Consider the following 19,526-nt stretch of genomic DNA (forward strand, 5'->3'; position numbering starts at 1 on the left):
TAAAGAGGTTCTTTCCGGCATGAGGGGCGATGGTGGGTCATGCCCTTCTCGGCAGCGTAGGCGTGCAGTTCGCTGCGGGTGAGGGGGGCGTGATTGACCGACTCCATGTGGGTCGCAATCAGGGTGGTCTCTGGTGCCGCCTTATGGACCTCATAGACGTCCTGCTTGCCCATGATGATTGAGCCGAAGCCCACGACCTGGCGTCTCCAGCGTTAAGGATGACGACATCCGGCATGTGTTGTTGTGTCAGGCTGGCCTGGACGTGTGCATTCCAGAGCGTGTCGCCGGCCGGATAGACGGTTTTTTCGTCAGGATGCTTGAACACCACGCCACTGACCTCGCCCAGGAGTTCGCCGATGGGGGAGGCCATGAACTGATCGCTGCCGTGTTGGCCCGAGGTCTTGATGAGCGTGATGCCCTTGAATTCGGTGTTGGCGCCAAGCAGGCGCACATCGGTGAAACCCGAAGCCTGGATGGCAGCCTGGTCCCGCCCGTTCTGCACGAACAGAGGCTTGTCCTTGGGGATGAGCTGTTTGGCGGTCTCGTCCCAATGGTCCAGATGGTCATGGGTCACGATGACCGCATCGACTGCCAGGATGTCCCCCATGGGGATGGGCAACTCCACCGTGGGGTTCATCAGATGATCGTTCGGCGTACCTGGAAATGCCGGGAGCGCTCCCTTGGGCGAGAGCATCGGGTCAATGAGAAAGCGGGTGCCGGCATAGATGCCTCCGCCGCCTTGTGCTGGTGTGTATTCTTGACGAAAGAGACAAACGAGGGGGCACGAGACAGATACGGGTATGGCCTGGTTGGAAGCCGGGCATGAAAACGGGCCACCAGTAAGGTGGCCCGAAGCGTCTCTGCTCCTCGCCTGCCGACAAGACTCAGGGGCAGAGTTTCAGCAGCGTCGACTTCAGCTCGGTGTATTTCTCCAGCGCGTGCAGCGACTTGTCGCGGCCGTTGCCCGACTGCTTGTAGCCGCCAAACGGCAGGTTCATGTCGCCCCCTTCGTCGTAGCAGTTGATCCACACTGTGCCGGCACGCAGACGGCGCGCGAGCCGGTGGGCTCGGCTGACGTCGCGCGTCCATACCGCGGCGGCGAGGCCGTAGTCGCTGTCGCTGGCGATGGCGATCGCCTCGTCTTCGGTATCAAAAGGAATCACCGCACACACCGGGCCGAAGATTTCCTCGTGTGCGATGCGCGCACCGGGCGAGGTCTCGAATGCGGTCGGTGCGATGTAGTAGCCGGTGTCGGTGTGCACCGCATGGCCGCCAAAGAGCAGCGTCGCTTCCTGTTTACCCAGTTCGATGTAGCCGAGTACGCGCTGGTACTGTACCTCGTCGACGATCGCCCCCATGCCGGTCGCCGGGTTCAGCGGATCGCCCGGCCGGTAGCCTTCGGCCGCCTTCTTCAGCTCGGCGACGAATTCGTCGTAGATGCCACGCTGTACCAGCACGCGCGAGCCGGCCGAGCACATCTCGCCCTGGTTGAAGAAGATGCCGCCGGCAGCGGTGCGTGCGGCCTGGGCGACGTCGGGGCAATCTGCCAGCACGATATTGGGCGACTTGCCGCCCAGCTCCAGCCATACGCGCTTGAGGTTCGATTCGGCCGCGCAGGCCATGATCTTCTTGCCGACTGCGGTGGAGCCGGTGAAGGCGAGGCAGTCGACGTCCATGTGCAGCGCCAGCAGCCGCCCGGTCTCGCCGGCGCCCGGCAGCACGTTGAACACGCCGTCGGGGATGCCGGCCTGCTGGGCGAGCGCGGCGATGCGGATCGCAGTCAGCGGCGATTTTTCCGAGGGCTTGAGGATCAGCGAGTTGCCCGCCGCGAGCGCCGGCGCGAACTTCCAGCTCGCCATCAGCAGCGGGAAGTTCCACGGCACCACGGCAGCGACGACGCCGATCGGTTCGCGTGTGACGGTGCCGTGCAGGTTGGGGGCGAGTGGGGCAACCTCGCCGCCGATCTTGTCGATCGCCTCGGCGAACCATTGCACGCAGTAGGCCGCGCCGGCGACGTCCACGTTCAGCGAGTCGGAGATCGGCTTGCCCACGTCGAGCGTCTCGAGCAGCGCCAGCTCGTCGGCGTGTTCGCGGATCAGCTCGGCGAAGCGCAGCATCACCGTCTTGCGTCTGACCGGGGCGAGGCCCGCCCAGCGGCCGTCTTCGAAAGCGGTGCGGGCGGCGGCCACCGCCTTGTTCACGTCGGCTTCGCCGCAGTCGGCGATCTCGGTCAGTGTCTGTTTGTTGGCAGGATTGACGGTGGTGAAGGTGCGGCCGCTTTCGGCGGCAAGGTAGTTGCCGTCGATGAAGGCGCGGCCTTCGAAGGTCTGGCTCGTGGCCAGCGCTTGCCATTGTTCGTGGGTGAGGCGGGGCATTGCTCTTCTCTCCTAAGTAGCGCGCCGACCGCCGCCCAGGATCAGAAGTTGGCTGGCGTGTTGGCGCTGATGATTTCGGCTTCCTCCTGGCCGATGTTGCGGAATCGGTGCGGCAGCGTGCTCGGGAAGTAATAGCCGTCGCCGGTGTGCAGCACGTTGACCTGTCCGTCGATGGTCAATTCGATGGTGCCGCGCACCACCAGTCCGCATTCCTCGCCTTCGCTGTGCGTGATCGCCTCGGGGCCGGTGTCGGCGCCTGGTGCGTACAGCTCGCGCAGCATGCGCATCTGCCGGTTCTGCACGGTGGCGCCCACCAGCAGGAGACGCAGGCCGCTGTTACCGAGGTCGGGCTGCTCGCCCGGCCGGAACACATAGCTGTTTTCACGCGGCGGCTCGTCGAAGGTGAAGAAGTCCGCCAGGGACATCGGGATGCCTTCAAGCAATTTCTTCAGCGAGCTGACCGAGGGGCTGACCCGGTTCTGCTCGATCAGCGAGATCGTGGCGTTGGTCACGCCGGCCCGTTTTGCCAGTTCTCGCTGCGACAACTTGTAGCGCTCACGCACCAGCTTGAGTCGTGGTCCGATGTCCATTTCGTTCCCGTATGTTGATAATAATTGACGGCTTGTGTCAAATTATTTTTGACGCTACCGCCTGTCGTAAGTGGCGATGAATTATACCACACACGGCTTGCTGCTTGTTGTCATGCACAATTTTGACGCTGTGCAGCACGATTTCGGGGCGTGCATGGCGTACCAGTAGGGTCGGCGAACGAGTTGTGTAAAAATTTTTTGACGGTGCTTGTCAATTATATTTAACGAGCTTAGACTGGATTTAGCTTGAAACCGCATACCGCCTGTCGGGATGCGCAAACACCACCCAGGAGCAATCCGATGCAGACCTGCTTGAACCGTCATCTCGCCCCGCTCGCCGACTTTGCGGCGAAGGCCTGCATGCGCGGTGGCGAATGCGGGCCGGCTGGCGTGCGGGTGGTGCCGGGCGTCCTGGCGGAGTACCTGATTCACGCTCGCCGCGTGTGTGCGGCGGCGTCCATCGATCTCCTCTGTGCGGTGCCCTTCATGGGCGCCGCTTTTTTTATTCCTGCAACGCTGCAAAGGAGGTGCGCCGCCGTTTGAAGGCGTGCGTGCGATCACGATGAAACACCCTGTCATCGGAATTCCCTGCTGTCGCTGGTGGCTCAAGGAGTCCCAGTTCTTCCACCTGGTCGGCGAGAAGTACGTGCGCGCCGCCGAGGGGGCCGGCGGCCTGCCGCTGCTGCTGCCGGCGCTGGGCGAGGCGACGCCGGTCGAACAAGTGCTCGATCTGGTCGACGGCCTCTTGTTTACCGGCAGTCCGTCGAACATCGAGCCGCAGCACTACGGCGCGGCCAGCGTCGACGGCGATTTCAACGACCCGCAGCGCGACGCCACCACGCTGGCGCTGATCCGCGCCGCGATCGACGCCGGCGTGCCGGTGCTCGGCATCTGCCGTGGCTTCCAGGAAATCAATGTCGCGCTCGGCGGCACCCTGCACCGCAAGGTGCACGAGGTGCCGGGTATGAGCGATCACCGCGACCCGGGCGGCACGCTCGATGAGATGTACGCGCTGGCGCATCCGGTGAGCTTCGTCGAAGGCGGCGTGCTGCATCGGCTCACCGGCCGGCACGAGGCCCAGGTCAATTCGCTGCACGGGCAGGGCGTCGACCAGCTCGCCCCGGCGCTGCAGGCCGAGGCGCATGCGCCGGATGGCCTCGTCGAGGCGTTCAGCGTCAAGGGTGCGCGCGTTTTCGCGCTCGCCGTGCAGTGGCATCCGGAATGGCAGTACCAGAACAACCCCCTGTCGCTGGCCATTCTCAACGCGTTTGGCGAGGCTTGCGCCGCCCGTCGGAATCGACGCGGCTAAGACTCGCCCGAACAACCAACTTTCTACAAAGGAGGCAACCATGAGCGTTCTGAGCGAATGGCTGCGAGAACATCGAATTACCGAAGTGGAATGCGTGATCCCCGATTTCACCGGCGTCGCGCGCGGCAAGATCGTGCCGAAAGAGAAATTCAGCGAAGAGGAGGGCATGCGCCTGCCCGAGGTGGTGCTGGTGCAGACGGTGACCGGCGAGTACGCCGAGTGCATCACCTCCGATACCGACCCGGACATGGTGCTGCTGCCGGACCCGAACACCATCCGCCTGGTGCCCTGGGCCAAGGATCCGGTGGCGCAGGTGATCCACGACTGCTTCCACTTCGACGGCGCACCGATCGAGCAGGCGCCGCGCCACGTGCTGCGCCGCGTGCTGAAGCTGTACGAGGACATGGGCTGGGAGCCGGTGGTGGCGCCCGAGATGGAGTTCTACCTCGTCGACGTCAACCGCGATCCCGACCTACCGCTGCAGCCGCCGATCGGCCGCACCGGCCGCCCGGAGACCGGGCGAAAGGCGTACTCGATCGACGCGGTCAACGAGTACGACGATCTGTTCGAGGAGATCTACGACTTCTGCGACGCGCAGAACCTGGCGATCGACACCCTGATCCACGAGGTGGGCGCCTGCCAGATGGAGATCAACTTCCTGCACGGCAACCCGCTCGATCTGGCCGACCAGGTGTTCCTGTTCAAGCGCACGGTGCGCGAGGCGGCGATCCGTCACAACATGTACGCCACCTTCATGGCCAAGCCGATGGAGAACGAGCCCGGTTCGGCGATGCACATCCACATGAGCGTGGTCGACAAGAAGACCGGCAAGAACGTGTTCTCGAACGCCGATGGCAGCGTCAGCGACATCTTCCTGCACTCGATCGGCGGCATGCAGAAGTACTTCCCGCAGGCGATCGCGCTGTTCGCCCCCTTCGTGAACAGCTACCGCCGCCTGGTGCGCCACACCGCCGCGCCCATCAACGTGCAGTGGGGCTATGACAACCGCACCTGCGGCATCCGCGTGCCGCACTCGGGCCCGTCGGCGCGCCGCATCGAAAACCGCCTGCCCGGCGTCGATTGCAACCCCTACATCGCACTCGCCGCGACGCTGGCCTGCGCCTACTTGGGCATCGTCGAAAAACTCAAGCCGAGCGAACCGCTGGCCGACGACGCCTACGGGCGGCCGTTCGCCTTCCCGCGCGGGCTCGACGAGGCCATCGGCGCGCTGCGCGCCTGCCAGCCGATCGCCGAGGTGCTCGGCCCCGGCTTCGTCAAGGCGTTCTGCGCCGTCAAGGAAGCCGAATACATCGAATACGCCCGCGTGATCAGCCCGTGGGAGCGCAAGTTCCTGCTGCTGCACGTTTAAGAGAGAGAAGGACCCCTATCATGAGTCTGAACATGAATTTCGCCGAAGTACGCCAGGTCACGGAACGCAAGACCAGCCAGCGCAGCACGCGTGAATGGCAGGCGCTCGACGCTGCGCACCATTTCCACCCGTTCTCTGACGCCGCCTCGCTCAACAAGCAGGGCTGCCGCGTGATCACGCACGGCGACGGCGTCTATCTGTGGGATTCGGAAGGCAACAAGCTCTTCGATGCGATGTCCGGCCTGTGGTGCGTCAACATCGGCTATGGCCGCAAGGAACTGGCCGAGGTCGCGTACCGGCAGATGCAGGAGCTGCCGTTCTACAACACCTTCTTCAAGACCACCCACCCGCCGGTGATCGAGCTCTCCAAGCTCCTGGCCGAGGTGGCGCCGGAAGGCTTCAACCACGTGTTCTATACCAACTCGGGTTCCGAGGGTAACGACACCGTGATCCGCATGGTGCGCCACTACTGGGCGAGCCTGGGCCAGCCGCAGAAGAAGACCATCATCTCGCGCGTCAACAGCTACCACGGTTCCACCATCGGCGGCGCCAGCCTGGGCGGCATGAGCTACATGCACGAGCAGGGCGACCTGCCGATCCCGCACATCGCCCACATCGAGCAGCCCTACTGGTACGCCAACGGCGGCGACCTGAGCCCTGAGGAATACGGCCTCAAGGCGGCGCGCGAACTCGAGAAGAAGATTCTGGAGCTGGGCGTCGAGAACGTCGCCGCCTTCATCGGCGAACCGGTGCAGGGTGCCGGCGGCATCATCATCCCGCCGACCACCTATTGGCCCGAGATCCAGCGCATCTGCGACCAGTACGGCATCTTGCTGATCGCCGACGAGGTGATCTGCGGCTTCGGCCGCACCGGCCAGTGGTTCGGCAGCCAGTACTACGGCATCCGCCCCCACCTGATGACCATCGCCAAGGGTCTGTCGTCCGGCTACCAGCCGATCGGCGGGGTGCTGGTGCACGACACCGTGGCCAAGGTGATCGCCGAGTCGGGCGACTTCAATCATGGCTTCACCTATTCGGGCCACCCGGTGGCCGCCGCGGTCGCCGCCGAGAACCTGCGCATCCTCAAGAACGAACGCATCATCGAGAAGATGCGCGAGGACGTGATGCCCTACGCCCACCAGCTGTGGCACGAGGCCTTCGACAACCATCCGCTGGTCGACGACGTCCGGGCGCTCGGCTTCTTCTTCGCGGTGACCATCGTCGAGGACAAGGCAACGCGGAAGCGCTACGCCAACGGCGGCGAGCTCGCGCTGCGCTGCCGCGACATCTGCTTTGCCAACAACCTGGTGATGCGTGCCACCGGCGACAGCATGATCTCGGCGCCGCCGCTGACCATGACGCGTGTCGAGGCCGAGGAGTTCGTCGCCAAGGCCAGGCAGTGCATCGACCAGTTCGCGCGTGAGCTCGGCCGCCTCTAAATGCTGTTGGGCGGGGCCGACCATTCCATCGATTACAGACGGCCCCGTCGATTCGCTATCGTGTCTACTCAGGAGAAAACCATGCGTCAAAGCATGACCACCCTCATCGCCGCCGGCGTGCTGGCCGCGGCAACCGTGCCGGCCTTCGCCGCCGACAAGGTGCTCAACGTCTACAACTGGTCGGACTACATCGCCCCCGACACCGTCAAGAACTTCGAGAAGGAAACCGGGATCAAGGTCCGCTACGACGTCTACGACTCGAACGAGGTGCTGCAGGCCAAGATACTGACCGGGCGCTCCGGCTACGACATCGTGGTGCCGACCAGCGCCTTCCTCGCCAAGCAGATCAAGGCCGGGGTCTATCAGCCGATCGACAAGAGCAAGCTCGCCAACTACAAGAACCTCGACCAGATGGTGCTGTTGCAGGCCGCCAGGTTCGATCCGGGCAACGCCTATGCCGTGCCGTACTTCTACGGCATCAACACGCTGGCGATCAACGTCGGCAAGGTAAAGACCGCGCTCGGCAGCACGCCGATGCCGGCCAACGAGTGGGATCTGCTGTTCAAGCCCGAATACGCGGCCAAGCTCAAGTCCTGCGGCGTGTCGGTGCTCGACAGCCCGGCCGAGGCGCTGCCTGTCGCCGCGCACTACCTCGGCAAGGACCCCAATGGCACGGCGGATGCCGACTGGCGCGCCGCGGCCGATCTGTACAAGAAGATTCGCCCCTATATCACCCGGTTCTCCTCGTCCGGTTACATCAACGAGTTCGCCAACGGCTCGCTGTGCGTGGTGCTGGGCTATGGCGGCGACCTCAACATCGCCAAGCGCCGCGCCGAAGAGGCCAAGAATGGCCAGCATCTCAAGGTGCTGGCACCCAAGGCCGGCGTGATGCTGTGGATGGACAGCATGGCGATCCCGAAGGACGCCCAGAACGTCGACAACGCACTCGCCTTCATCAACTACGTGATGCGCCCCGACGTGGCTGCCGCCAACGCCAAGGCGGTCAATTACGCCACGCCGAACAAGCCGGCGCGCACCCAGATCGATGCCAAGTTCCTGAACGACCCGTCGATTTACCCGACGCCGGAAATCCAGAAGGCCAGCTTCGTGCAGTTGCCGGTCGACGCCAAGATCCAGCGTCTGCAAACCCGTCTGTGGACCGAAGTGAAAACCCGCAAGTGAGCTGAAGACGCGGCCGCCCGCCCACCCGCACGCGGGCGGCCGACTCGGAGGGGAAGAATCGTGAACATGGCTGAATCGTCCTTGAACCAGGCCGCCAAGACGGCCGGTACCAAGTCCTATCTGCAAATCGTCGACGTCGTGAAGAAATTCGGTGACAACACCGTCGTCGATCACATCAACCTGTCGATCGCGAAGAACGACATCTTCGCGCTGTTGGGCAGTTCCGGCTGCGGCAAGTCGACGCTGCTGCGCATGCTCGCCGGCATGGAAACGCCGACCTCGGGCCGGATCATCCTCGACGGCGAAGACATCACCGATCTCGCGCCGTACGAGCGTCCGATCAACATGATGTTCCAGAGCTACGCGCTGTTCCCTCACATGACCGTGGCACAGAACATCGCCTTCGGCCTCAAGCAGGACAAGCTGTCGCGCGCCGAGATCGCCGAGCGCGTCGAGCGCATGCTCGAGCTGGTGCAGATGAAGAAGTACGCGCACCGCAAGCCCTACCAGCTCTCCGGCGGCCAGCAGCAGCGCGTCGCGCTCGCCCGCAGCCTCGCCAAGCGGCCCAAGCTGTTGCTGCTCGACGAGCCGCTCGGTGCGCTCGACAAGAAGCTCAGGCAGCAGACCCAGCTCGAACTGGTCAACATGATCGAACAGGTCGGCGTGACCTGCATCATGGTGACGCACGACCAGGAAGAGGCGATGACCATGGCGTGCCGCATCGGCATCATGTCCGACGGCCGGCTGCTGCAGGTGGCGACGCCGGGCGAGATCTACGAGCACCCGAACTGCCGTTTCACCGCCGAATTCATCGGCGAGACCAATATGTTCGGCGGCCACGTGATCGAGGACGAACCCGACTTCGTACGTATCCAGTCGACCGATCTGCCGCGCCCGGTGCGTGTCGGCCACGGCATCACGGGAACCATGGGCATGCCGGTGTGGCTGTCGGTGCGTCCGGAGCGGGTCGGCGTCACGCGCCAGCAGCCGACAGGCCACGGCAACTGGGCGGCGGGCTCGGTGCACGACATCGCCTACCTCGGTGGTTTCTCGATTTTTCACGTGCGCCTCGACACCGGCAAGGTGGTCAAGGCCAGCGTGCCGGCGACGCGCTGGCGCGAAGAGGCGGCTCCGATCTGGGACGAGCCGGTATTCGTCAGCTGGGCTGACAACGACGCTGTGGTACTGACGCAATGATGAGCCGACTCCTATCGCTGCGGGATTCCCGCACAGAGGCCGCGCGCGCTGCGCGCCGGCCCCTCTGGTGGCAGCGCGCCATGCCGCGTGGCCGATCGCTGGTGACGGCGGTCCCCTACGGCTGGCTGCTGCTGTTCTTCCTGGTGCCGTTCCTGTTCGTGTTGCAGATCAGCTTCTCCGAGGTCGAGATCGCGTCCCCGCCGTACCGGGCGCTGGTGTCGGAGGTCGAAGGCGTGCTGAACATCGCGCTGAACATCGGCAATTACAGCTACATCTTTGGCGACCCGCTGTACTTCGAGGCCTACTTGAGCTCGCTCAAGATGGCGGGGGTGACGACGATCATCTGCCTCCTGGCCGGCTACCCCATCGCCTACACCATCGCCCGCGCGCCGGAAGCCAAGCGCAACACGCTCCTGATGCTGGTGATGCTGCCGTTCTGGACCTCGTTCCTGGTGCGGGTGTACGCCTGGATGGGCATCCTCGACAACGAGGGCTTGTTGAACAAGGCCTTGCTGGCGTTGGGGATGATCGACGAGCCGCTGCAGCTGATGCACACCCAGCTCTCGGTGCAGATCGTGATGGTGTACGCCTACCTGCCGTTCATGATCCTGCCCTTGTTCTCCAACCTGGTGAAGCTCGACGAGCGCCTGCTGGAGGCCGCGGCAGATCTGGGCTGCCGGCCGTGGAAGACCTTCCTGACGGTGACGCTGCCGTTGTCGAAGAACGGCGTGATCGCCGGCGCCATGCTGGTGTTCATCCCGGCGGTGGGCGAGTTCGTGATCCCGGAACTGGTGGGCACGCCCGAATCGCTGATGATCGGCAAGGTGCTGTGGATGGAGTTCTTCGACAACAACAACTGGCCGATGGCGGCGTCGGTGACGATCGTGATGCTCGCGCTCTTGATCCTGCCGATCATCTACCTGCACAAGCGCGAGGAAAAGGCGCTGGCACGGGCGGCACAGCGCTAGGAGACCAAGCATGAACGGTAAAAAAATCAGCGGGTTCGGCAAGGCCACGCTCGGCCTGGGCTTCGCCTTTCTCTACGTGCCCATCCTGATCCTCGTCGTCTACTCGCTCAACGCCTCCAAGCTGGTGACGGTATGGGCGGGCTTCTCGACGCACTGGTACGGCGTGCTGTTCCGCGACGACGCGGTGATGTCGGCCTTCGGCTTGAGTCTCAAGATCGCACTGCTGTCGAGTGTGATGAGCGTGGTACTGGGCACCATCGCCGGCCTGGTGCTGGCGCGTTTCGGCTCCTTCAAGGGCAAGAGCCTGTTCGCCGGCATGCTCACCGCGCCGATGGTGATGCCCGAGGTGATCACCGGCCTGTCGATGCTGCTCTTGTTCGTCGAGATGCAGCAGTGGTTCGGCTTCCCGGCCGAGCGCGGCGTGCTGACGATCTGGGTGGGCCACGTGACCCTGTGCATGGCCTACGTGACGGTGGTGATCCGCTCGCGCCTGGTGGAGATGGACCGCTCGGTCGAAGAGGCTGCGATGGATCTCGGCGCTCGCCCCTTGAAAATCTTCTTCCAGGTCACGCTGCCCATCATCGCGCCGGCGATCGCGTCGAGCTTCCTGCTGGCGTTCACGCTGTCGATCGACGACCTGGTGATCACCGCCTTCCTGTCCGGCCCGGGCTCGACCACCTTGCCGCAGCTGATCTTCTCGCGGGTTCGCCTGGGGCTCAACCCGGAGATCAACGCGCTGGCGACGGTTACGGTATTGGCGGTGGCGGTGCTGGTGATCGGCGCCAACCGGGTGATGGTTAAGGCGGAGCGGCGCCGCGCGCGGTTGGCTGCAATCGCGTAAAGCAGGAGATGTCCGCCCGTGCGCGGCCCGGCGCCGCCACGGGCTTTTTCTATCCTTTTGGGAGGAGGGCTTATGTTCGGGTCTTTGCAGTTTGCCGGTCAGGAACACGTCGACTCCTGGTACGCCGCCAGCGCCGGTCCGCTAACGCCCAAGCCGCGCCTGAGCGAATCATTGAGCGCCGACGTCTGCGTGATCGGCGCCGGCTATACCGGCCTGTCGGCGGCGCTCGAGCTGGCCGAGCGCGGCTATCGTGTCGTGGTGCTCGAAGGCGCGCGGGTAGGGTGGGGCGCCTCCGGCCGCAACGGCGGCCAGGTGTTGTCCGACCTTGCCTGCGGCATGGGGCTGGTGCGCGACCAGCTTGGCCAGCAGGCGGCGCGCGAGATATGGGACATGACGCGCGAGGCGGTCGATCTGGTCGGCGAGCGTTGCGCGAAGCACGACATCGATGCCGAGCTGGTGTGGGGCTATTTCCACGCCGCACTGAAGGATCGCCAGATGCGCGAGCAAGCCGCGTGGCAGGAGGAGGCGGCGCGCCATTACGGCTACGGCCGCTTCGAGTTGATCGGCAAGGATCGCCTGGCGGAAATGGTCGTGTCCGAGCGCTACGTCGGCGGCCTCTATGAGCCCGACGCGGGCCATATCCATCCACTCAAGTACGCGCTCGGCCTCGCGCGCGCCGCCGAGGCGGCCGGTGTCCGACTCTTCGAACACAGTGCGGTGACCGAGATCGTGCCGGGCGCGACGGTGAGGGTGAAGGTCGGCCAGTACGAGGTGCGCGCCGAGTCGGTCGTGCTCGCCGGCAACACCTATCTGGGCAAGCTGGTGCCCGAGCTCGACAAGAAGATCATGCCGGTCGGCACGTACATCATCGCCACCGAACCGCTGGGAGAGGCACAGGCGCGGACGCTGATCCCGACAAACCTCGCGGTGTGCGATGCCAACTTCGTGCTCGATTATTTCCGCTTCACGCGCGACACGCGTCTGCTGTTCGGCGGCCGGGTCAGCTATACCGGCATGACGCCGATCGGGCTCAGGGACGCCATGCGCCGCAGCATGCTCAAAGTGTTCCCCGGCCTCGACAACGTGAAGATCGAGTACGACTGGGGCGGCTTCGTCGACATCACCATGAGCCGCGCGCCGCACTTCGGCCGTGTCGCGCCCAACATCTTCTTCGCCCAAGGCTTCTCGGGCCACGGCGTCGCGCTGACCGGGCTCGCCGGCAGGCTGATGGCTGAGGCGATCCACGGCGAGCCGGAGCGTTTCGACCTGTTCGCCCGGCTGTCGCACCACAGCTTCCCCGGAGGAGCGCTGCTGCGCACCCCGGCGCTGCTGATGGCGACCAGCTACTACCGCTTGCGCGACTATCTCTGACCCGTCCCCGGTGCGCTGGCACCGGGCCTCCTCCCCTGACAAGGCAGGGGCTCTGATAGTATTGCCGCAGGCATCCGATTTCAGGAAACACCATGCTCTATATCTATACCCCTCAGGATTCCGATCAACTGGCATCGCTGCTGCGCAATGCCTTGCCCGATGTCGAATTGGCGGCATGGCCACAAGCAGTCGATCACGATAAGGTCCGCTACGTTGTGGCATGGAATCCGCCGGAAGGGTTCTTTGCCCATTTCTCCCGGTTGCAGGCCGTTTTCGCGTTGGGCGCTGGAGTGGATAGATTACTGGCGCGCCCCGATCTTCCTGGCCATATCCCCGTCATCCGCCTGACGGACGCCGGCATGGCGCAGCAAATGGCTGAGTATGCCCTGTTATGGTGTGCTGCGCTATCAGCGCAACTTCGATCTTTACCAACAGCAGCAGGCCCGGCATGACTGGACGCCGCTGCCGCCGAAGTTGCCGGATGAAGTCCGTGTGAGCGTGTTGGGGCTGGGTGCCATTGGATCGGTGGTCGCCAAGACGCTGGCAGGACTTGGGTATACGGTATCCGGCTGGAGCCGCCGGCCTAAGGAACTGCCTGGTGTCGCTTGTTACCATGGCCAGCAGGAACTGGAAGCACTGTTGAGCAAAACAGACGTGCTCGTCAGCGTGCTGCCTTCCACGCCGGAAACCCGGGGTCTGCTCAACCGGGAGCGGCTGGCCCGGCTGCCACGTGGCGCCGCGTTGATCAATGCCGGCCGTGGCGAGCAGCTCGACCAAGAGGCATTGCTCGAGATGCTTGTGGCCGGGCATCTACGTTTTGCCCAGCTCGACGTGTTCGTCAACGAGCCGCTCGCTCCTGAAAGCCCTTTGTGGGATCGGCACGACGTGATCATCACTCCCCACATTGCCGCCATCACCCTGCTGGGTCCGGCAGTGCAGCAAATTGCCGATAACCTCGGGGCTTTGCAGCGCGGAGAAGTTCCCGCTGGGCTGGTCGATCGCACTCAAGCGTATTGATTAGGAAAATGGAGAAGCAAAAGCCCTGAAGAATCAGGGCTTTTGTGAGGATTTAAATGGACAAGCATATTTCCCCTGTCGGCCTGGATAAAGCCCATAGGCTGCTCAATCACGGCCCGACGGTTCTGGTATCCGCCAGTCACGATGGCGTGGATAACGTCATGGCCGCGGCCTGGGCATGCGCCCTGGACTTCTCCCCGCCCAAGATCACCGTGGTGTTGGACAAGAGCGCCAAGACACGTGAACTCGTCGAGAAGAGCGCCCACTTCGTGATACAGATTCCCAACGCGAAGCAGCTGAACCTGACCCACGAAGTCGGCTCCAGAAGCCTCTCCAACGAACCGGACAAGCTGACGCGAAGCGGCGTGGAATTGTTCCATATCGATGGCTACGACATGCCGTTCGTTGCGGGGTGCTCAGCGTGGCTGGCTTGCAAACTCCTCCCCGAGCCGCACAACCAGCAAACCTATGATCTGTTCATCGGCGAGGTCATCGGGGCGTGGGCGGATACGCGCGTCTTCGAGAATGGCCATTGGCACTTTGAAAAGGCGGACCCGCAATGGCGGAGCCTGCACTACATTGCCGGTGGGCACTTCTACGCCATCGGCGACCCCTTGAGTATCCCGGGTGCCGAATAAAACGGATGAAGAAATATCAGCCTATCGATGGTGCTGATCCGGGTGGTTGGTTTGCACCGAAACTGAAAAAAGCTGGATAGAGTCCGCTCAAGGGCGCCTGCCGGATAGATTCTTGTTCTTGCCGCAGGCAGCGAGCATCAGTTTTCTGGCTTGAGGAACACACACTTGCGGCCCCAGGCCACACACGCGACTGCTGTACGGAGGGCGACTGGTTTTCGGCCGTAGCGGTCAGTAGCTTACTGAGAACCTAACGACCGCTCCCGACCCATTGCTGCCGATCGAGCCGACAAGGGTTCAACGGCAGGTATCAGAGTGGAGCTGTCAGGCGACATCGTAAATTGACCCCCTAGCGACACGAAGAACTGACCCCCTTGTTTGCAAGGAGGCAGTCGTTGGAAACGCAGTATTCAGCGAGTCATCCTGTACCCCGTGAGGTTTGTGGAGTACGGGAGATGTTGGAGCCGGAAGCAGTAACGGCAATCGTTCGACTGGGGCAATCCGGCTGGGGGGCGAAGCGGATTGCCAAGACGCTGGGAATCGCCCGAAATACCGTGCGGCACTATTTGCGTGCCGGCGGCCCGGTGCCATACCAGCAGCCGCAACGCAGCGGCGTGCTCACCGGGCACGAGGCCTGGCTACGTGAGCAGTTTCTAACGCACAAGGGCAACTGCGACGTGGTGCGTCAGCTACTGGCTAAGGAACACGGTATTGCCACCAGCCTGCGCACCGTTGAACGCGCCTGCCGGCCATATCGGCAGGAGCTTGAAGCCAGCCGGCGAGCGACGATCCGGTTCGAGACTGCTCCTGGCGAGCAGATGCAGATCGACTTCGGCCAAGTGCGCATCCAGATCGGTGGCGAACTGGTGCGTGTGTACCTGTTCGTGGCGACGCTTGGCTACTCGCGCCGTGGCTTTGTTTGCCCATTCCGTCACGAACGGCAGAGTGCTTGGTTTGGCGGTATCGAAGCGGCGTTCGAGCACTTCGGTGGACGGGTGCAGACTCTGCTGATCGATAACGCCAAGGCCCTCGTGGTCGAGCACGACATGCAGACCCGGCAGGTCCGCTTCAACAGCCGCTTCGAGGCGTTCTGCCGGCATTGGGATGTGCGCGTGAAGGCCTGCGCGCCGTTCCGTGCGCGCACCAAGGGCAAGACCGAGAACGGCGTTGGCTATGTGAAGAAGAATGCTATCGCCGGTTACACATTCGAGAGCTGGGCCGCATTGGAGGCTCACTTGACCCGCTGGCAGCGGGAGGTGGCCGATACCCGCATCCACGGGACGACCGGCATGGCGCCCAAGGAGCGGTTCGACGGCGAACGTCCGCATCTGCGTCCTGTTGCCGGCATAGTGCCGTTCCTGCAAGTGCGGGAGCTGATCCGTCGCGTCAATGCCGAAGGCTGTGTCGAGCTCGATACTAATGCCTACAGCGTGCCCTGGCGGCTGATCGGCGAGATGGTCACGGTCGCTGTACGAGCAGGCACGGTGACGGTCCATTACGCCGGCCAGGAAGTAGCGCATCACGCCGAGTTGGCCGGCAGTCGCGGACGGCAAATTGACCGCGCCCATCTGCTTGGGGTCGTGCCGCCGCTATCCGAGCCGGTCCCGCCACACGGCGGCGCTTTGCTGCGCCCGCTGGCAGAGTATGAGGAATTGGTCGGAGGGGGCTGGTGATGATCGAACCCGACCGACTGGAAGAACTGTTGACCCGGCTGCACTTGACGGCGATCCGGGATCAGCTGGATAGCCTGCTGGACGAAGCGAGCCGTGCCCAAATGACACTGCGCGAAGCGCTGCTGTTCCTGGCCGAGCGAGAGGTGGCCCGGCGCGATACGCGACGCATCCAGATGGGGATGAAGCTGGCTCGATTCCCCTGTGTACGCACGCTGGAGGGCTTCGACTTCGATGCGCAGCCGTCGATTGATCCCGGCCAGGTCCGGGATTTGGCCACCGGGCGCTGGATTGGCCACGGTCAAGCGTTGTTGCTGCTGGGACCGCCCGGAGTCGGCAAGACGCATTTGGCGGTAGCACTCGGGCGTGAGGCGGTAGAGCGGGGTTACACGGTGCTGTTCAGTTCTGCTGCGTCTCTGATGGCTGACTGACGAAGGCGCATGCCGATGGGCGCTTGGAGGAGAAGCTGTTGCAGCTATCGAAACCCAAGCTGCTGATCGTCGATGAATTGGGCTACCTGCCGCTGGAACCGGCGGCAGCGCACCTGTTCTTCCAGCTGGTCTCGCGGCGCTATGAGCGGGCAAGCCTACTGATCACCAGCAACCGCCCGGTGGGGGAATGGGGCCAAGTGTTTGGTGACGCAGTGGCGGCAACGGCCATCCTGGATCGGCTGCTGCATCACAGCCAGGTGGTCACGATCCGGGGAGATAGTTACCGGCTACGCGACAAACGACGGAGCGGCCTGCTGCAGAAGGCGACGGCCGAACCGATTACATCAACTAGTTGATTAACCCTGGGGGTCAATTCCAGATGTCGCCAGGGGGTCAAATCCTCGTGTCGCTTGACAGGAGCAGCCGTCCGACACAGCCACTCAAGGGCAACATAATCGGCCGAAGCAGCCGTCCACTCCATTTGCCCTGAGTGTCAGCTTCGGGCCACTTACCCGCCATTTCACTGTCACTAACGCCAAACGTCGGCTTTCTCCCCTTGGGAATGCGTACCCCGACTCTCTGCTGTCGGCCAATCCCTCAAAGGTTCAACAGCAGGTATCAGAGCAGATCCGTCTCTCCGGTCAACGGCTCACGAGCAAGACGTCGATCTGAGCGGCCCTCTGTTCACGGCTACAAAACAATGGCTACGTTGACGTTTGGGAACTGCTGCAGCTCTTGGGGCTATTCAGTCAGGCGATGCGCTTGAGGACGGCCAGCAGACGGTCGAATGTCTTGCCGTAGGGCGGATAAAACAGCGCGGTTCCATTCAGGCGGGCCTGGTGGAAAACCGGTTTATGCTTGCTGAACGTGTTGAATCCCCATTCGCCGTGATAAGAGCCGGTTCCGCTGGCGCCCACGCCCCCGAAGGGCTGGTTCTCTTGCGCCAAGTGCCACAGGCAATCGTTGACGGTCACGCCGCCGGAAAGCGTTTCCTTCAGCACGCGGTCGCGGTTGTGGGTATTGCGGCCGAACCAGTACAGCGCGAGCGGGTGTTCGGCTTGATTGATGTGCAAGATTGCTTCATCGAGGTCGCGGTATTCCATGATCGGCAGCACCGGGCCGAAAATCTCTTCTTGCATCAGGCGCATGGAACGCGTCGCCCCGAGCACCAGTGTGGGCGGCAGCTTTTTCGACTCCGCCACGAAGCGCTCCTTGGCAGGATTGACTTCGATGACCTTGGCGCCCTGGCCCTTCGCCTCCGCGATGAGAGCCACCAAGCGCTGGTGATGGTGCTCGCTGATGATGGCCGTGTAGTCGGGGTTGAGCTGCAGGGTCGGATAGAGCCGCGCGATGGCTAAGACCAACAACCCTGCCACCTTGTCGGCTTGGCCTTGCGGAACCAGCAGGTAGTCCGGGGCGATGCAGGTCTGACCGGCATTGAGCAGCTTGCCGAAGGCCAGGCGCGGGATCGCGTGCGCCAGGTCGCACGAAACGTCGAGGATGGCCGGCGATTTTCCGCCGAGCTCCAGCGTCACCGGCGTCAGATTGGCGGCCGCCGCTTGCGCCACCAGGCGGCCGACCGCCGTGGAGCCCGTGAAAAACAGATGGTCGAACGGCAATGAGACAAAGGCCTTACTGGTCTCGGCGCCGCCGTTGATCACGCTCAGTTCGTCGATATCGAAAGCGGACGCCACTAGCTGTTCCAGCAGTGCAGAAAATCTCGGCGTCAATTCGGATGGCTTGATCAATACACGGTTCCCTGCCGCCAGCGCGGCTAGGGCCGGCCCCATGGCCAGCTGGAATGGGTAGTTCCACGGTGAGACGATGCCGACCACCCCTAGCGGCTGAGGGATCAGCCGGTTGTAGCCGGGCCGGAACTGCAGGCCGGTCGCCACGCGACGGCTGCGCATCCAACGCTTAAGGTGAGCACGGGCGTGCTTGATGCCGGAGCGGATGATGAACAGCTCGGCGAGCCGGGTCTCGTGGCTGGAGCGGCCACCGAAGTCTTCGTTGATCGCTTTTACGATGGCGTTCTCGTGCCTCTCGGTGAGGGCCAGTAACCGATCCAGTCGGGAAACGCGGGTCTTCCGTGCAGGATTGGCGTCGGCGGCAAAAGCCTGGCGCTGGAGCTCGTAGCGGGCGAGCAAATCGCTTTTGAAGCAGGGCTGCATGTGACACTCCTGGCATTGCCCCTGGGCCGCAGCGGCGATGCCGGCCACGACGCAGGGCGAATCTTTCGGCAAAGCGCTTCCCTGCACTTGCGTGCAGCGATAGCGTGCCGAGTACGGTTACGGGAAACGCCGGAAGGATCGTCTCCTCCCGGCGCAGGGCGGCTCCGTCATGGCAGCGCCGCGCCGGCATTGAGGCGTACCTGCAGGGCGTGGCTGCGGAACACCAGGAGCGGCTTGGCATTGTGCAAACCCAGTGCCTTTAGGCGTTGGGCCATGGGATGCGTGCTCTCGGACACCCGGATGCGCAGTGAGCCCGGCAAAGAGGCGCGGCAGCCGCCACGGGTGTTGACCAGGGTGCGCAGCATCTGGCCGTTGTGGTGGGAGTAGAGGACGAGGTCCAGTAACGGGGCCGGTACGCCCATGCCCACCTTGCCGGAAAACTGCATGAGGTCCTTGCCGGTGTCGGGCGCGCTGACGGCCCCATCGAATCGGCTGCCTTGCAGCGAGAAACGGATTGGCGTGACGAACTTAGGATAGCCCCAAATTTCCTTTCCCGCCGCGCAGGCTGCCGGCGTGGTGACCGGCAGATCGATCACGCAGAAGCCGACCGCGGCTTTATCCAGGCTGTTGAGCATCGAAAGCATGGGAAAGGAGGGAACAGCGGTCCCCTTGGGCACCGCGGCAATCGCAACGCCCACCTCGTTGTAATCCGCAATGGAGGTTTCGCGGTATTGATAAAAAGCCACGACCGCCAGCGCCTTGCCGCCGAAAAACCGCACGGCCTGCATGCCTTGACCGGCCACCAGGGCTTGCGCCTTGTCGTAATCCACCCGGAACATGGCCATCAGCACGGAGTTGTCGTAGTACAGGATCGGCATGTCCACGCCTCCTTCCGAGGTCATGAGTGGGGTACGCGGGTACTGGAAAAACATGTCTTTCTGCCACACGGTATGGCTCATGG

The 19,526-nt window shown here is 63.5% G+C and carries 20 protein-coding genes; 15 read left to right on the top strand and 5 right to left on the bottom strand.

Annotated elements, in window-relative coordinates; genetic code table 11:
• Positions 1–118 precede the first annotated feature (118 nt).
• From PSEMAI1_RS20530 to PSEMAI1_RS0108325, 3 genes are all read right to left on the bottom strand, one after another.
• Positions 119–802, bottom strand: a complete 684-nt coding sequence (locus PSEMAI1_RS20530) for an MBL fold metallo-hydrolase (protein WP_369793193.1) — start codon at positions 800–802, stop codon at positions 119–121.
• A gap of 82 nt (positions 803–884) precedes the next feature.
• Positions 885–2,375, bottom strand: coding sequence for an aldehyde dehydrogenase (locus PSEMAI1_RS0108320; protein WP_024302431.1), 1,491 nt, complete (start codon positions 2,373–2,375; stop codon positions 885–887).
• Positions 2,376–2,416: 41 nt separating this feature from the next.
• Positions 2,417–2,965, bottom strand: a complete 549-nt coding sequence (locus PSEMAI1_RS0108325; RefSeq protein ID WP_024302432.1) for a cupin domain-containing protein — start codon at positions 2,963–2,965, stop codon at positions 2,417–2,419.
• A 300-nt stretch (positions 2,966–3,265) separates the two neighbouring features.
• On the opposite strand from PSEMAI1_RS0108325, the gene PSEMAI1_RS0108330 reads away from it, so the two are divergent.
• The 15 genes from PSEMAI1_RS0108330 (at position 3,266) to PSEMAI1_RS22410 (ending at position 16,750) form a co-directional block, all read left to right on the top strand.
• On the top strand, positions 3,266–3,508 hold the full coding sequence (locus PSEMAI1_RS0108330; RefSeq protein ID WP_024302433.1) for a hypothetical protein: 243 nt from the start codon (positions 3,266–3,268) through the stop codon (positions 3,506–3,508).
• A gap of 19 nt (positions 3,509–3,527) precedes the next feature.
• Entirely contained in the window at positions 3,528–4,274 is a 747-nt protein-coding gene (locus PSEMAI1_RS0108335; protein ID WP_024302434.1) for a gamma-glutamyl-gamma-aminobutyrate hydrolase family protein, read from the top strand.
• 40 nt (positions 4,275–4,314) lie between these two features.
• Entirely contained in the window at positions 4,315–5,643 is a 1,329-nt protein-coding gene (locus tag PSEMAI1_RS0108340; protein WP_024302435.1) for a glutamine synthetase family protein, read from the top strand.
• 20 nt (positions 5,644–5,663) lie between these two features.
• The gene (locus PSEMAI1_RS0108345) at positions 5,664–7,082 is read left to right on the top strand and encodes an aspartate aminotransferase family protein (RefSeq protein WP_024302436.1); all 1,419 of its coding nucleotides are present in this window, start codon (positions 5,664–5,666) and stop codon (positions 7,080–7,082) included.
• Positions 7,083–7,163: 81 nt separating this feature from the next.
• The gene (locus tag PSEMAI1_RS0108350) at positions 7,164–8,264 is read left to right on the top strand and encodes a polyamine ABC transporter substrate-binding protein (RefSeq protein ID WP_024302437.1); all 1,101 of its coding nucleotides are present in this window, start codon (positions 7,164–7,166) and stop codon (positions 8,262–8,264) included.
• Between the two features lie 66 nt (positions 8,265–8,330).
• The gene (locus tag PSEMAI1_RS0108355) at positions 8,331–9,461 is read left to right on the top strand and encodes an ABC transporter ATP-binding protein (RefSeq protein WP_024302438.1); all 1,131 of its coding nucleotides are present in this window, start codon (positions 8,331–8,333) and stop codon (positions 9,459–9,461) included.
• An 80-nt stretch (positions 9,462–9,541) separates the two neighbouring features.
• On the top strand, positions 9,542–10,429 hold the full coding sequence (locus PSEMAI1_RS0108360; RefSeq protein WP_232219866.1) for an ABC transporter permease subunit: 888 nt from the start codon (positions 9,542–9,544) through the stop codon (positions 10,427–10,429).
• Between the two features lie 10 nt (positions 10,430–10,439).
• Positions 10,440–11,270, top strand: a complete 831-nt coding sequence (locus PSEMAI1_RS0108365; protein ID WP_024302440.1) for an ABC transporter permease subunit — start codon at positions 10,440–10,442, stop codon at positions 11,268–11,270.
• Between the two features lie 72 nt (positions 11,271–11,342).
• The gene (locus PSEMAI1_RS0108370) at positions 11,343–12,641 is read left to right on the top strand and encodes an FAD-binding oxidoreductase (RefSeq protein WP_029770565.1); all 1,299 of its coding nucleotides are present in this window, start codon (positions 11,343–11,345) and stop codon (positions 12,639–12,641) included.
• Between the two features lie 92 nt (positions 12,642–12,733).
• On the top strand, positions 12,734–13,093 hold the full coding sequence (locus PSEMAI1_RS22170) for a hypothetical protein (protein WP_232219867.1): 360 nt from the start codon (positions 12,734–12,736) through the stop codon (positions 13,091–13,093).
• Entirely contained in the window at positions 13,038–13,658 is a 621-nt protein-coding gene (locus PSEMAI1_RS20535) for an NAD(P)-dependent oxidoreductase (RefSeq protein ID WP_232219868.1), read from the top strand. The genes PSEMAI1_RS22170 and PSEMAI1_RS20535 overlap by 56 nt, the downstream gene beginning before the upstream one ends.
• Before the next feature lie 56 nt (positions 13,659–13,714).
• Positions 13,715–14,296 carry a flavin reductase family protein gene (locus tag PSEMAI1_RS0108380; RefSeq protein ID WP_024302442.1) on the top strand — a complete coding sequence of 194 codons (582 nt, stop codon included), beginning with the start codon at positions 13,715–13,717 and terminating at the stop codon, positions 14,294–14,296.
• A 452-nt stretch (positions 14,297–14,748) separates the two neighbouring features.
• Positions 14,749–15,966: an IS21 family transposase gene (istA, locus tag PSEMAI1_RS0108385; RefSeq protein WP_029770402.1), complete on the top strand. Its 1,218-nt coding sequence runs from the start codon at positions 14,749–14,751 to the stop codon at positions 15,964–15,966.
• On the top strand, positions 15,966–16,394 hold the full coding sequence (locus PSEMAI1_RS22405) for an ATP-binding protein (RefSeq protein WP_304412732.1): 429 nt from the start codon (positions 15,966–15,968) through the stop codon (positions 16,392–16,394). Before istA ends, PSEMAI1_RS22405 begins: the two co-directional genes overlap by 1 nt.
• Before the next feature lie 38 nt (positions 16,395–16,432).
• Positions 16,433–16,750 carry an ATP-binding protein gene (locus PSEMAI1_RS22410; protein ID WP_304412733.1) on the top strand — a complete coding sequence of 106 codons (318 nt, stop codon included), beginning with the start codon at positions 16,433–16,435 and terminating at the stop codon, positions 16,748–16,750.
• A gap of 393 nt (positions 16,751–17,143) precedes the next feature.
• Here PSEMAI1_RS22410 and PSEMAI1_RS0108395 read toward each other — a convergent pair whose 3' ends face one another.
• Together PSEMAI1_RS0108395 and PSEMAI1_RS0108400 are read right to left on the bottom strand one after the other, a co-directional pair.
• Positions 17,144–18,613, bottom strand: a complete 1,470-nt coding sequence (locus PSEMAI1_RS0108395; protein ID WP_198019593.1) for a coniferyl aldehyde dehydrogenase — start codon at positions 18,611–18,613, stop codon at positions 17,144–17,146.
• 119 nt (positions 18,614–18,732) lie between these two features.
• Positions 18,733–19,524, bottom strand: a complete 792-nt coding sequence (locus PSEMAI1_RS0108400; RefSeq protein ID WP_051460203.1) for an acetoacetate decarboxylase family protein — start codon at positions 19,522–19,524, stop codon at positions 18,733–18,735.
• Positions 19,525–19,526 lie beyond the last annotated feature (2 nt).

Origin of the sequence: Pseudogulbenkiania sp. MAI-1 (genome assembly GCF_000527175.1) — a bacterium.
Classification (GTDB): domain Bacteria; phylum Pseudomonadota; class Gammaproteobacteria; order Burkholderiales; family Chromobacteriaceae; genus Pseudogulbenkiania.